This window comes from Lichenicola sp. (assembly GCF_965198575.1).
In the GTDB taxonomy this organism is placed as follows: domain Bacteria; phylum Pseudomonadota; class Alphaproteobacteria; order Acetobacterales; family Acetobacteraceae; genus Lichenicola.
Genome location: NZ_OZ240671.1, coordinates 2198136 through 2210502 on the forward strand (window position 1 = coordinate 2198136; position 12367 = coordinate 2210502).

A 12367-nucleotide genomic window follows, 5' to 3' on the forward strand; every position below is an offset into this window, starting at 1 on the left:
TGCGTAACGACCAGTCTGGGCGCGCCTGATCGATACGGGCGCCGTTTCATTCCAGGGTTGTGCATGGTGCATCGGACTCACGGATGGGCCACGTCCGGGTGCAGGATGGCGGGATGACGATGCGCTCGACCCCGCAACTCGATCTTCCCGCACCCATGGATCGTCATCTCGTGGTGGCGGAAATCGCTGCGGTTGCGATGGCGGCGATCACCCTGGCGGCGCTGGTGTTCAGCGGGGTCAGGGTTGCCGACAACCCGAGCTTCGTCCCGGCGGTCGGCTGCATGACGCTGCTCAGCGACTTGCTGACAGCGATTCTGTTGCTGTCGAACGCGATGGTCCTGAAGGATCGCGACCCCCTGCGGCTCGGAGCCGCCTATCTGTTTTCCTGCCTCTTGCTGGCGGCACACCTGGCGACGTTTCCGGGCGGCCTTTCGACCGGGCCGCTGATCGGCAGTAGCGAGGGCTCGGCCTGGCTCTGGTGCTTCTGGCAGGGGGGATTCCCGGTCCTGGTGCTCGGGTTCGTGTTCGGCAGGAGTTCGCCGCTTCGATCTCGTGACATCCCGCTTGCGATCGCCGCCACTGCCGGTACGGCCCTGCTCCTGACCATCGTGGCGACCGCAGGATCGGACTGGTTGCCGAGCCTCGTGCAGGACGACAGGTACAACGAGTTCATGCGGTTCGGTGTCGGGCCGCTGCTGTTCGTGCTCAGCGTCGTGGCCCTGGGGGCGGTCCTGTTCAGGCGACGGATGCGCGACGCGGTCTCGATCTGGCTGTCGCTGGCGATGCTGGCGTCGAGTTTGAACATGGTGTTGGTCCTTGCAGGCGGCGAACGCTTCTCGCTCGGCTGGTGCGCCGCCAGGCTGTTGAACCTCGTGGTCGGCGTGGCGGTTCTTGTAGCACTGCTCTCGAACTTCATCGACCAAGCCCAGCGCGCCCAGGTGATGAACAACCGGCTGAAGGACCTGATTGCGACCGATCCACTGACCGGTATCGGCAATCGCCTGGCCCTGGACCGCGAGATGTTGCTGGAGTGGAAGCGTGCGCGGCGCGAGCAGACCCCGCTGTCGCTGATCATGATCGACATCGACCTCTTCAAGAGCTTCAACGACCGGTATGGGCACCCCGCAGGCGACCGCTGCATTGCGGCGGTCGGAGCGACGCTTGCGCAGCAGGCGAAACGTCCGGCCGACGTGGCAGCGCGGCTCGGCGGGGAGGAATTCGTTGTCCTGCTCCCGAACACCGAGGAGGCCGGGGCGTCGCGGGTGGCCGACCGGGTGCTCGCCGCCATATCGGCGCTCAACCTCCCTCATGCCGACAATCCCGTTGGGCACGTGACCGTCAGCATCGGGGTGGCGACCTGCCGGCCCTTCGACCCGAACGGCAATGTCGGCCAGTTCATGGAGGTTGCCGACCAGGCGCTCTATCGGGCGAAGTCCGCCGGCCGCAACCAGGTCTGCCAGAGCGTCGCTGTCCTCGATGCTCCGGCACGGATCTGCTAGCCGCCCGGGACGGCATTCACCTGCGCCCGCCGCTCCCAGGGCAAGGTGACACGCAAAAGCTGGTGACAGCCGGGGAGCCACCGCATCCCCGCCGGCCCGGCGTCGTTGCAGCGGTCACGACCCTGGAACCACGCGAGGACCATCATGACCGCAGACGCCCCCGATAACGGCATCCCCGGCGACCAGCAGCAGCCCGCCCCGGGTCTTACCTCGAAGATGGAGCCGCCGCCGGACCATGGCGAAGACAGCTACGTCGGCAAGGGTCTGCTGGCGGGCCGGGTGGCGCTCATCACCGGCGGCGATTCCGGGATCGGCCGCGCTGTTGCCATCGCCTATGCCCGGGAGGGTGCCGATGTCGCGATCTCCTACCTGCCGGTGGAGCAATCCGACGCCGAAGACACCGCTCGCTGGATCGAGAAGGCCGGTCGGCGCGCCCTGCTGCTGCCGGGCGACATCCAGGACGAGGCGCACTGCCACGCCCTTGTGGCGCAGACCGTCTCGACGCTGGGCGGCCTCGACATCCTGGTGAACAACGCGGCCCACCAGACCGTGAACAAGACCCTCGGGGACGTCACCGCGGACCAGATCGACGAGTCCTTCCGGACCAACGTCTTTGCCATGTACTATCTGTGCCAGGCCGCGGTTCCGCACATGAAGCCGGGCTCGACGATCGTGAACACGACCAGCGTGCAGGCCAAGACCGCCGGCAAGGGCATGCTGGTCTATGCCGCCACCAAGGGTGCGATCGCCAGCCTGACCATCGCGCTGTCGAACTTGTTGGCGCCGCAGGGCATCAGGGTGAATTGCGTCGCCCCCGGCCCGGTCTGGACCCCGATCCAGCCGATCGCCAAGGATCCGGAGCAGCTCGAGGCGCTCGGCAAGGACACCGTCCTCGGCCGCCCGGGCCAGCCTGCGGAGCTTGCCGGCGCCTTTGTCCTGCTCGCTTCCGCAGAAGGCAGCTACATGACCGGCGCCCTGATCCCGGTCACCGGCGGCGCGCCGATGTCCTGAGAAGAACCTCGCCAGCTTCCCGCCACAGGAGGCTGGCGACGTTCGCATCCGTGATCAGCCGAGACTTTCCTCACTCCCGGGCACCGACATGTCGAATGCGTTCAGCATCACGGACACGGGGCAGTAGCCGCTGATCGGGGCGACCGGTGCCCCGGCGCTGTCCGGGCCGGCCACACGGTTGGTCAGGTTCACCGGCTCCCAGGGCGAGAGGGTGCCGATCTCGACATCGGGATGCAGACGCGCGAACTTGTCGATGTGCGGTATGAGAAGCTCGGTCGACAAGGTCCGCGCAAGCATCACCCGCAGGATGGCGCTGGACCAAGGCGTCCGTCCACCCCGCGAATTCGAGCACGTCCTCCCCGGCACTGGAGAGCCGATAATTCGCGGGGCGCTTTTCGAAGAGCTGAGCTCTACAGGGCGGTTCGATCTTGCAAGACCGATCTGCGTGCTCAGGCACTGATGGCCGCGATCGCGCCGGGCTCGACCAGGTGATCGTTTCGTCCGAGTATGATCCGTGCATTGCAGCGATCCCCCGCTGAACGAGATCGCCGCAAAAGCGCCGGACTTCCCTCGGGTGTTTGCTCGTAATTTGGATCAAGCGTCGACCGTGCGGATGCGAACCCGCACGGATCAGGCGCCGCGCCCTATGAGAACCTGCGGCGCCACCTCAACAGGCTCAAACCGAATAAGCCGGAACCGAACAGAGCGATCGAGATCGGCTCAGGCACAGGGTTGATGCTCACGCCGCCCACCGAGATCCCGTCGATCGCAAGGCCGGTATCGAAGTTTTTGTCGTAGGCATTCGTTGCGCCGAACTCGAGGTAGTATTTACCGGCAGCGGCAATCTTGTAGTCCTCCGATTGCCAGCCGGTGGTGCCGCAGCCGCCGTCAAAGCACGTGTTCGACCACTCGCCCAACCAGGAGACCGTGCTCTCTCCGATCGTGTAGGCACTCACCGCGGTGGTCGTGTTGTAGAGTTCCGCCACCGGCTTGCCGGCCGCCGTGAACAGGGCAGCCCAGACATTGTCGGCGTACATGCCACCGTCCGACGTGATGAAGTCGAAATAGTAGCTCAGGCTGGTTCCGGCTGTGGCGGCGAAGGTAGGAGTTTTCAGGAGCGAGCCGTTGGTGGGCGACACAGGAGGTGTGATCGGATCCTGGCCCACGCCGGTGAGGCCACCGGTCGTCGTCACGTAGTCATAGGTTGGATCCTTGAGAGGCGAGAGCGGGACGTCGCCATCCGCACCATCGGTGCCGCAACCACCTTGGCAGGAGTACCCGAATGGAATGGGGGCGGCTCGCGCGATGTTGGACATGCAGACCAGGGCGGTCAGGGCGGATCCGGCAAGGGCGGTTGTGAGAAGAACAGTCTGCTTCATTGTTGTATCCCTCGGTTGACGAGGGGGTGTAAGCAGGCCGCGTGCCAGGGCCAGTCTGTATTGATTCGAGTTGCTTACAGCAAATGTCTCGATCGAGATCGGTGAGGATGTCAAGTTCTTCGACAGGCTGTGAAGCGGCTGTTGACAGAGCACCAGGACTTCAAGTGCAGTGGCTGGGTGGCGGTTTTACTGGACTGCTCGTGGTTCGCTGAACACGCATCTTGAGCTGGCAAAGTGTTTGCTTGAAATGCATTGGGTTGAGATAGGCGATGGTCGAGTGGTGCGGCCGCAAATTATAGGACCGCTCGAGATAGTCGGACATGTCAGCCTGTGTCTGCTCCAGGGTCCGATAGGCCGTGCGGGCCGTGCGTCCAGTTTCCAGCGCGGAGAAGACGCTCTCCATCATCGAGTTGTTGTTACCCACCAGCGCGGCGTCCACGTCACCGGCGGCGGTGAGTGAGTTGCCGTCGCCGGCCAGGAGAACGAAGTCGGCAAGGCTGCCGCGATGTTGTGGTCGCCAGCCAGTCCGACGGCGTTCGCGCCATTACTGAGAGTGACAACGCTATTGCTGGTGATGCCGCCGACGACGAAGTTCTCGTCACCGCAGTGAGCACGTCGAAGTTGCAGATCGAGCCCGCAAGATCGCTGATGCGGTCGGCGTCATCGGCAATCGAGCCCGCAGTATAGCCTTGCTGACCGAGAAGAAGCTGAGCTGAGATTGCGACGGTGCTGAACCCTTATCGGTTCTCACACCCTGTGAGCAGTTAAGAACTTTAGCTTATGCATATCGTAGAAGCCTGTCGCATAAGTCGCATTTTTGGAAAACGTGTTATCAATGTTTGCCTCGTTGAAGCCTTGTTACCTTGGAATCGTGAGGCAACGTTGGGTATCAAGGATGGCGCGCAAGGAGGCGGCCCAGTTTGATCGGCACCCGACGTTGAGGCGGTCACCATCTCCTAAGTCTGCCGCGAGCACTGACAGGGTGGCGACGACGCCATGGGACGCCCACCGCATTCCTGGCACTGCAACCGTCGCGTCAGCCCGCTAGGCGCCCGGGTCTCGGTTTCGCGGCCCGGGGTGCCGCCCGGCAGCTTCGGCAGCAGTCCAGTTTCTCACACACTCACCCTGGTCTGGGGAGGCCGCCGCGAGCCTGCGCGGGTGGATAGCAGGAAACGCTCTGCCTATCGGGCTTCAGCACCCTAAGCTTCGATCGAGCTATGCAACATGGTGCCCGCCGCCGGACTCGAACCGGCACGCCCTACGGACTGCGGATTTTAAGTCCGCTGCGTCTACCATTCCGCCAGGCGGGCATTGGGACCGCGCACGCAAAGCTAGCCGGATCCGCTCGCCTCGCAAGTCAGGACCGTCATCCGGTGCGCAGCAGCGTCGGGCCGTGCTGCCGGAGCCAGCGTTCGGCATGCGCCCGGTGTGGCGTCAGCCGGTCGACCAGCGTCCAGAAGCCCGCGCCGTGGTCGAGGTGGCGAAGGTGTGCCAGCTCGTGCGCGACGACGTAGTGCTGGATCTCGGGCGGCGCCATCACCAGGCGCCAGCTGAACATCACCACGCCCTCCGATGAGCAGCTGCCCCAGCGCGTGGAGGTGTCCTTGATGGCGAGCCTGCTCGGCAGCAGTCCAGTGCCGGCCTCAGGAGCCGTGCCGATGCCATGTGCCAGCCTGGCCAAGCGCAAACGGGCCTCCGCGCGCAGGAAATCCGCAAGCCGGCGGGGCAGGAAGGCACGCTCGCCGCTGATCCGGATCTCGCCGGCCTCGATCCAGACACCGCGCCTGGCGTCCGGGACATGCCGGATGACGTGCGGCTCGCCGATGAACGGGATCGTCGCGCCCTCGGCGAACGTCACCACCGTCGGCAGTGCCGCCAGCCGGTCGGCGACCCAGTTCGAATGCGTTCGCAGCAGGGCCAACCCCGCCTCGCGACCGGCTCTCGGCGGCAGCGTTACCACGACCATGCCGGCGCGCGGATCGATCCGCAACGAGATCCGTCGCGCCCTCCGGCACCGATGCCAGCGGACCGGCGTCTCACCGGCCGGCAGCCAGAGCAGCTCCTGCTGCATCGACGGTGAAGCCCCGCGGGCCTCGGGCTGTGCTGCCTGCAACGGCCGCCGCATCACCGCTCGCCTGCCGCGGGGTCGGACACGACACGCCGCAGCTGCGGCTGGATCGCCGGGCCGACCGGACGGATCGGCCTGGGGGCGCGGCCTGGCCATTCGACGACATGCTGGTCGAGCGGGCCGGCAGTCCGCTCGCTGATCGCCCGGCCGCGGACCGACACGCCGGCTTCATGAACGGTGGAGGCACTCCCGGATACCAGGTGGTGCCACCAGGCGAGGCCGCGGCCCTCGGCGATGCGGCGATAGGCGCAGGAGGGGGGAAGCCAGTCGATCTCGGCCACGGCTGCGGGGGTCAGCTGGACACAGTCCGGGACTTTCCGGCGCCGCCGCGGATAGTCGGAACAGCCGCAGCTGTCGGTGTCGAGCAGCCGGCAGGCGACGTTGGTGTGGAGGATTTCGTCGGTTTCCTCGTCGCGGAGCTTGTGCAGACAGCAGCGGCCGCACCCGTCGCAGAGCGATTCCCACTCCGCCGCGGTCATCTCGTGGAGGCTCTTGGTCTTCCAGAACGGCGCGGACGCTCGCATCATCTCAGCTTAGGGGTTCCGGTCTGGATAAGGAAGAAGCGTGGGGCAGCGCCCCGAGCCGGCCTCAGCGGTGGTGAACGAGCAGTGCTGCCGCGTCGATCGCAGCCGCAAGGAGCAGGCCAAGCGCCAGGGTCGGCCCGAGCTGTGGCAGCCAGACCAGGCGCAGCATGGTGGGCAGCCTGGCCCCAAGACCGGCTCCGGCGCGTGCCTGGCCAGCCGGCATGCGCGACAGGCCACCGAGCAGCGGCAGCAGCATGGCCGGCAGCGTTCCGATGACCAGCCGAAGCGGAACCCCGGCTCCGGTCTCGTGCAGCCAGGCAAGCGGCTGCTGCAGGGATGGGGGCAGCCGGTGGAAGAAGGGGATCAGCAGCAGCTCTGGCCAGATCGTGAGTGCTGCGGCCGGTATCAGAAGTGCCAGCATCAACTGGCGTGCGGATGCCAGGGTCCGCCGTCGCATGGGCAGTCTGCCGCCGCGCATGGGTGTGGCAGCAGGGAGACGTGCCATCACGCCGAGCAGCAGACAGGACGCGGCCACGGAGCCGAGCAGTGCCGTGCCGATCGTGCGGGTGCCATCCAGGATCACGTTGCCCTGCATGATCCGCTCAGTGGTCGATCCAGATGTCGAATCGCGCCTTGATCTGGTCGAAATGCGTCAGCCAGAAGCCGTCATCCTCGGCCAGCGCGTCATGCAGATGCTCGGGAGTGGCGGGGCTGTCGTCCGGCAGCGCCTGTCCCACGGGCGGCACGCCGGACACCAGGCTGACCGCCTCGTAACGCTGCACGAAATCCGCCTGCCTGGCAGGATCGTTCATGAAGCCCAGCAACTGGCGGATGCGGGCCTCGCGGTCGGCAGCCGCGGGATCGACGGCGTCGCGCCCGGTGGGGATCGGTCGGCCGGGGATTGCCCAGCTCAGCATCATGCTGACGCTCTGCTGCCACTGGATGCCGAAATCACGGTGCCCGACCTGGTTGGCGGACGCGACCTCGCCGTTGGGCGCGCTGGTCATCAGCACGGCGCCGGACTCGATGATCTGCACCGCTTCGGCCGGCGTATCCCACCAGACGATGTAGGGCCGGAGCTGGTCGAGCTTACGGAACGCCCGATCCAGCCCGTCCGTGGTCCCCAGCGTGCGATAAACATCGTCGGGCGCGACGCCATCGGCGAGCAGCGCGATTTCCAGCGTCCCGCGTGGATCGCGCCGCAGACCGCGCTTGCCCGGGCGGCGGGCCACGTCCCAGAAATCGGCCCAGCCTGGTGCGGTATCGACGCGGCTCTTGTCCCATGCCAGCACGAGGTCGGTCCGCAATGCACCGATGCCGCACCGGCTGATGGCGTCGCCTGGCGGAGGATTGGCCAGCCAGCCGGGGTCGACCGGCAGGAACAGCCCCTGCTGGCAGGCAATCCGTACCGAGCTGTTCTCCATCAGCACCAGGTCCCGATCGGCGCCGGGGACACCGGAGCGGGCGCGGTTCTGCAGGGTCGCGAGCAGGCCGTCCCAGCCGGCAAGGTGGACCGGAATGTGGCTGGCGGCGGTGAAGGGCGCGAAAAAGGCCTTCTGCTGCGCGTCCTGCAGGGCACCCCCGAGGGACGCGACATTCATCGGCTTCGCGGACGGGTCCTTCTGATGCTCGGCACCGCGCGCGGGTTGGAGAGATCCGCACGCCAGGCAGAGACCCAGGAACAGCAAAGCCGGGGCGACGATGCATCGGCCGGGCCTGCGGGGGTCGAGGCGCGGGAGGCGGTCGGGCGTAATCCGGCTCCCTGTCATCGGGATGCGTCCAGAACGGCCGGCTGCAGAGGCGGTGTCACTCAGGGATCTGTCTCGGCACGGACGTCGTGGTGGCGACCGGATCGTCGGTGGATGATCCCGGGCGGGCGCCTTGGGGAACGGATTGCAACGCAACGTAGAGCAATATGCGGTGGCCTGGAAACAGCGCCGGAGGTGCGACGGTCGTCTTCGTGCCGGGCGGCTTCCGCATCGGGGTTCACGTCCAGCCCGGACCGTCGGCGAAAACCCGGGCCTGGTGCGGCTGCCAGGCAAGCAATGCCGGCCGGTCCGGTCGCAACTCCCCCGGCAGGGACGAAGGCGGCCGACGCACGAGGAGCTCGGTGCCGTCCTCGAGCCTGAAGCGCAACCTGAGATGGTCGCCCAGATGCACTCCCTCCAGCAGCGTCGCCGGGAGCGAATCCGTGCCGGTATCGAGACCGGGTCGGGTGACGAAGGCGGTGGCGATCCGCTCCGGCCGCACGCACAGCACGCAGGCAGCGCCCTCCTGCAGCCCCTGGCCGGGCTCGGCATCACTAGGTTCCGCTTCCATTTCGTGTCCGCACGCAAGGCGAACCAGCGCAACGTCGTCGTCGATTCGGATGATGCGACCTGGCAGCAGGTTGGCGTCGCCGATGCTGCTGGCTACCGTGGGCGTTGCCGGACGATCCAGCAAAATGAGTGCCGGGCCGACCTGGTGCAGCCTGCCGGCATCCAGAACGCCGATCTCGTCGCCGAGCAGCAGGGCTTCCTCGCGGTTGGTCGTGGTCATCAGGACGGTCAGCCGGCGTGCCTGCACCAGCCGGCGCAGCATCCGCTGGGCAGCCAGGCGGGGTGCCGGGTCGAGTGAACCGAACGGATCGTCCAGCAGCAGCAGCGTCGGATCGAACACCAGGGCCCGGGCGATCGCGGTGCGGATGGCGGCGGCTGCATCGAGTGACGCCGGGCGCGTATCCGCCAGCGCCTCCAGCCCGAGCAGCGCCAGCGCGCCATCGACCCGGCGCGAGCGTTCGGCCTTGGCCACCCCGCGCGCATGGAGCGGGAATGCCAGGTTGCCGCGCACGCTCAGATGCGGAAACAGCGGATCGCGTTCCGAGACGATGCCGAGCCCGCGCTGGTGCTGGGGCATACCTCGAAGATCGATCCCTCCCAGGGTAATCCGACCGTGGCTGGCACGGGACTGTCCAGCGACCACATCGAGCAGCAGCGAGCCACCACCGTCACTGCCTCCCAGCAACGTCAGGCAGGTTGCCGAGGCGAGCGCCAACGTAATCTCGCGCAGCAGACCGCCCGGGCGACCCGGCGACAGCGCGCTGACCTCCTGCAGGATCAGGTGCGGGCCCGGTCCATCACCAGCCCGGTTCATTCGGCCCATGCAACTTGATGGCCCTGCCTACGTTCGTCTGCCCTGTCACGGGAGCATGTGGACATGGGTTTCTCCAAGAAGGTATCGGATACTGTCAGGGACGTCGCGGGAGACACCCAGGACCAGTTACAGACCCTGCGCGCTCAGGTGGAGCAGCTTCTCAACGACCGCGTGACTCCCGCGATCGCCGGTGCTGCCGGGCGCGCCGAGACGGCCGTTCATAGTGCCCGTGACATGACCAATACCCAAGTGGAGAACGTCTCCGCCCAGGTTCGGGATCAGCCGATCATCGCCATCGGAATTGCTGCCGCGGTAGGATATCTCCTCGGTCGCATCGCACGATGAGGGCGGTCGACCTCGCCAAGGTCGCGGCCGCCGCGGAAACCCTCCGCATCCAGCGGATGGTTCGCCGGTTCGGGCTTCAGGCGGTATTCCTCGCTGTCGCGGGACTATTCGGGCTGTTCGCGCTGATCTTCCTGCACGTGTTCCTCTGGATGCTCTGCTACGGACCTTGGCATACCGGCAAGGTCTGGGCTTCGGTGATCGTCGTGGCGTTCGACGTTATCGTCGCCGGCATCCTGCTTTTGATGGGACGGGGAAAGCTGCCCGACCCGATCGAGGTCGAGGCTCGCATCACGCGTGATCGCTCGCTGTCCGAACTGCGGAGCGCGCTTGCCATCACCGCCTTGACTGGAACGGTTACCGGCCCGGCAGGCAGGCTGGCAGGTCGTACTGCGTGGCGTGCGCTGCGTGGGCTGCTCCCAGGCGGTGCTCGCCGTCGAAAGTAGTCGACTAAAGGTCGGTCCGTCGCTCACCAGCGACGGACTGCTTTTATCCATCGGCTGTCCGGGCGCCGATCTCATCAAGCTCGTGTTGGGCTCGGCGATCCTCTTCCTGGCGGCGTTCGTCTTTCCGCTGAGCATCCAGGCTTTCGACCGTGCGGACGCCGGAACGCGCAAGGGTCAGGATCGCGCGTGCCTGGTCCAGCCGTGAAGTTGCATCGCGCAGCGCCTCATGGGCCTGTTTGATCGCTCGTCTCCCGAGCGGCAGCCAGCGCGCGAATGCCTCCACCGCGTCGTCGTCAACTCCCAGATTCATTGCCGACCGCATCTCATGTGCCAGGGCCTCTCCGGCTTCTTCGGCCAATCGAGAGGCTTCATGCTCTGCGTGATACGCGTCGGAAACGGCTTTCTGGGCATCGTCCAGCGTAGCTTGCCGAATACGCAGCAGGGTCTTCAGCGGATCGCGCTTCATGACCCGGTATCAACCATCATGGCATCCGCAAGGGCTGCGAAACTGTCCTCGATGTTGGTTTGCTCGGTGCGGGTCTGCCGAAGCATTGCCTCGATCCTGGGGGCAAGTCGCACCGCTTCGTCGACGGCGGGATCGTTTCCTGCCTTGTAGGCACCGAGCCGGACCATGTCGGCCATGTCTGCGTGGAGCGCCAGGAGGCTCCGGGCCCGTTGAACCAGCGCGTTTTCCTCCGGAGCATTGCAGCCTGGGACGGAACGCGACAGCGAGCGCAGGACGTCGATCGCCGGGTATCGCCCGCTCTCCCCGATCCGCCGGTCCATCACCACGTGACCGTCGAGAATCCCTCGGACGGCATCTGCAACCGGCTCGTTGTGGTCGTCGCCTTCCACCAGCACGGTGAACAGCGCCGTGATCTGTCCGGCTGGCCGGTCCGGCAATAACGGTCCTGGCCCGGCGCGTTCCAGCAGGCGTGGCAGTTCGGCGAATACGCTTGGCGGGTACCCCCTGGTCGCCGGCGGTTCACCCGCCGATAGTCCGATCTCGCGCAACGCCAGGCAGAAGCGTGTGACGCTGTCCATCAGCAACAGCACGGACTTGCCCTCGTCCCGGAAATGCTCGGCCACTGCCATGGCCGCGTAGGCCGCTTCCCGTCGCATGAGCGGGGGGCTGTCCGAGGTCGCGACAACCACGACTGATCGGGCAAGCCCTGCCGGCCCGAGATCGTCTTCAAGGAACTCGCGCACCTCGCGTCCGCGCTCGCCGACCAGCGAGATGACCGCGACGTCGCAGTCGGTGTGGCGGGCGAGCATCGAGAGCAGAGTCGATTTGCCGACGCCCGAGCCCGCAAACAACCCCAGGCGCTGGCCGGTTCGACAGGTCGTGAAGCTGTTCAGTACTCGTACGCCGAGATCCAGGCGCGGTCCAAGACGGGCGCGCGAGGTGGCATGGGGCGGGGCCGCTCTCAGGGGGCGCGGTCGAGACCCGGGCAACAAGGCGCCTTTTCCGTCCAGAGGACAGCCGAGCGGGTCGATGACACGGCCGAGCCACTGCGCCGACACGGACAGGGTGCCGCCGGCCGTGACACCGGCGCCGCCGAAGCCGACTTCCGCCCGACTACCAGGCCCCAGCCCATCCAGGGGTCCGTAAACCATGGCTTGGGCGTGACCATTGCGGAACCCGATGATCTCGGCGGCAACCGGCTTACCGGCGCGGCCTCGGAGCGCGATTCGGTCACCGACGGCCACATGTGGGTCCAGTCCGGCCAACTCGACCGACAAGCCGGATACTCCAACCACCCGCCCACGTATCTGCGCAGCAGGCAGCGACGCGAGCCCGGTGCGGATCCTCTCGAGCCGTTCCGTGGCTGCCAGCATACGGTGTTCTCCCCCATCCGGCCGCTGAGCGGCTGCAAACTTCGACGACACAGCCGGATCTCACCAC

The 12367-nt window shown here is 66.6% G+C and carries 14 protein-coding genes and 1 tRNA gene; 4 read left to right on the plus strand and 11 right to left on the minus strand.

What is annotated here, in order from left to right; genetic code table 11:
• The first annotated feature begins 113 nt into the window (after positions 1–113).
• The gene (locus ACOEQ2_RS10030) at positions 114–1499 is read left to right on the plus strand and encodes a GGDEF domain-containing protein (protein ID WP_419727847.1); all 1386 of its coding nucleotides are present in this window, start codon (positions 114–116) and stop codon (positions 1497–1499) included.
• Positions 1500–1643: 144 nt separating this feature from the next.
• Positions 1644–2510: an SDR family oxidoreductase gene (locus ACOEQ2_RS10035; protein ID WP_419727848.1), complete on the plus strand. Its 867-nt coding sequence runs from the start codon at positions 1644–1646 to the stop codon at positions 2508–2510.
• A gap of 54 nt (positions 2511–2564) precedes the next feature.
• Here ACOEQ2_RS10035 and ACOEQ2_RS10040 read toward each other — a convergent pair whose 3' ends face one another.
• The 9 genes from ACOEQ2_RS10040 to ACOEQ2_RS10080 all read right to left on the minus strand — a co-directional run bounded on the left by ACOEQ2_RS10040 (position 2565) and on the right by ACOEQ2_RS10080 (position 9673).
• Positions 2565–2792, minus strand: a complete 228-nt coding sequence (locus ACOEQ2_RS10040; protein ID WP_419727849.1) for a hypothetical protein — start codon at positions 2790–2792, stop codon at positions 2565–2567.
• Between the two features lie 362 nt (positions 2793–3154).
• The gene (locus ACOEQ2_RS10045) at positions 3155–3889 is read right to left on the minus strand and encodes an NF038132 family protein (protein ID WP_419727850.1); all 735 of its coding nucleotides are present in this window, start codon (positions 3887–3889) and stop codon (positions 3155–3157) included.
• 160 nt (positions 3890–4049) lie between these two features.
• Positions 4050–4328, minus strand: a complete 279-nt coding sequence (locus ACOEQ2_RS10050; protein WP_419727851.1) for an IS3 family transposase — start codon at positions 4326–4328, stop codon at positions 4050–4052.
• Positions 4329–5114: 786 nt separating this feature from the next.
• A tRNA-Leu gene (locus ACOEQ2_RS10055) sits at positions 5115–5199 on the minus strand.
• A gap of 56 nt (positions 5200–5255) precedes the next feature.
• Entirely contained in the window at positions 5256–6014 is a 759-nt protein-coding gene (locus tag ACOEQ2_RS10060) for a M48 family metallopeptidase (protein WP_419727852.1), read from the minus strand.
• Positions 6014–6541 (minus strand): YcgN family cysteine cluster protein, encoded by a 528-nt coding sequence (locus ACOEQ2_RS10065; protein ID WP_419731191.1) that lies wholly within the window; start codon positions 6539–6541, stop codon positions 6014–6016. The genes ACOEQ2_RS10060 and ACOEQ2_RS10065 overlap by 1 nt, the downstream gene beginning before the upstream one ends.
• A gap of 64 nt (positions 6542–6605) precedes the next feature.
• Positions 6606–7136: a hypothetical protein gene (locus ACOEQ2_RS10070; RefSeq protein ID WP_419727853.1), complete on the minus strand. Its 531-nt coding sequence runs from the start codon at positions 7134–7136 to the stop codon at positions 6606–6608.
• 7 nt (positions 7137–7143) lie between these two features.
• Positions 7144–8142, minus strand: a complete 999-nt coding sequence (locus tag ACOEQ2_RS10075; RefSeq protein WP_419727854.1) for an extracellular solute-binding protein — start codon at positions 8140–8142, stop codon at positions 7144–7146.
• Between the two features lie 385 nt (positions 8143–8527).
• Positions 8528–9673: an ABC transporter ATP-binding protein gene (locus tag ACOEQ2_RS10080; RefSeq protein WP_419727855.1), complete on the minus strand. Its 1146-nt coding sequence runs from the start codon at positions 9671–9673 to the stop codon at positions 8528–8530.
• 63 nt (positions 9674–9736) lie between these two features.
• On the opposite strand from ACOEQ2_RS10080, the gene ACOEQ2_RS10085 reads away from it, so the two are divergent.
• On the plus strand, positions 9737–10018 hold the full coding sequence (locus tag ACOEQ2_RS10085) for a hypothetical protein (RefSeq protein ID WP_419727856.1): 282 nt from the start codon (positions 9737–9739) through the stop codon (positions 10016–10018).
• Entirely contained in the window at positions 10015–10461 is a 447-nt protein-coding gene (locus ACOEQ2_RS10090) for a phage holin family protein (RefSeq protein WP_419727857.1), read from the plus strand. The genes ACOEQ2_RS10085 and ACOEQ2_RS10090 overlap by 4 nt, the downstream gene beginning before the upstream one ends.
• Before the next feature lie 43 nt (positions 10462–10504).
• Here the strand turns inward: ACOEQ2_RS10090 and ACOEQ2_RS10095 are convergent, their stop codons facing one another.
• Positions 10505–10927: a flagellar export protein FliJ gene (locus tag ACOEQ2_RS10095; protein ID WP_419727858.1), complete on the minus strand. Its 423-nt coding sequence runs from the start codon at positions 10925–10927 to the stop codon at positions 10505–10507.
• Entirely contained in the window at positions 10924–12300 is a 1377-nt protein-coding gene (gene fliI / locus ACOEQ2_RS10100; protein WP_419727859.1) for a flagellar protein export ATPase FliI, read from the minus strand. The genes ACOEQ2_RS10095 and fliI overlap by 4 nt, the downstream gene beginning before the upstream one ends.
• Positions 12301–12367 lie beyond the last annotated feature (67 nt).

What these genes read in the sequence shown, in the direction of transcription:
- ACOEQ2_RS10030 (WP_419727847.1), top strand. Translation starts at nt 114, where the DNA reads ATGACGATGCGCTCGACCCCGCAACTCGATCTTCCCGCACCCATGGAT.
- ACOEQ2_RS10085 (WP_419727856.1), top strand. Translation starts at nt 9,737, where the DNA reads ATGGGTTTCTCCAAGAAGGTATCGGATACTGTCAGGGACGTCGCGGGA.
- ACOEQ2_RS10075 (WP_419727854.1), bottom strand. Translation starts at nt 8,142, where the DNA reads ATGAATGTCGCGTCCCTCGGGGGTGCCCTGCAGGACGCGCAGCAGAAG.
- ACOEQ2_RS10065 (WP_419731191.1), bottom strand. Translation starts at nt 6,541, where the DNA reads ATGCGAGCGTCCGCGCCGTTCTGGAAGACCAAGAGCCTCCACGAGATG.
- ACOEQ2_RS10060 (WP_419727852.1), bottom strand. Translation starts at nt 6,014, where the DNA reads ATGCGGCGGCCGTTGCAGGCAGCACAGCCCGAGGCCCGCGGGGCTTCA.
- ACOEQ2_RS10095 (WP_419727858.1), bottom strand. Translation starts at nt 10,927, where the DNA reads ATGAAGCGCGATCCGCTGAAGACCCTGCTGCGTATTCGGCAAGCTACG.
- fliI (WP_419727859.1), bottom strand. Translation starts at nt 12,300, where the DNA reads ATGCTGGCAGCCACGGAACGGCTCGAGAGGATCCGCACCGGGCTCGCG.
- ACOEQ2_RS10045 (WP_419727850.1), bottom strand. Translation starts at nt 3,889, where the DNA reads ATGAAGCAGACTGTTCTTCTCACAACCGCCCTTGCCGGATCCGCCCTG.
- ACOEQ2_RS10035 (WP_419727848.1), top strand. Translation starts at nt 1,644, where the DNA reads ATGACCGCAGACGCCCCCGATAACGGCATCCCCGGCGACCAGCAGCAG.
- ACOEQ2_RS10070 (WP_419727853.1), bottom strand. Translation starts at nt 7,136, where the DNA reads ATGCAGGGCAACGTGATCCTGGATGGCACCCGCACGATCGGCACGGCA.
- ACOEQ2_RS10080 (WP_419727855.1), bottom strand. Translation starts at nt 9,673, where the DNA reads ATGAACCGGGCTGGTGATGGACCGGGCCCGCACCTGATCCTGCAGGAG.
- ACOEQ2_RS10090 (WP_419727857.1), top strand. Translation starts at nt 10,015, where the DNA reads ATGAGGGCGGTCGACCTCGCCAAGGTCGCGGCCGCCGCGGAAACCCTC.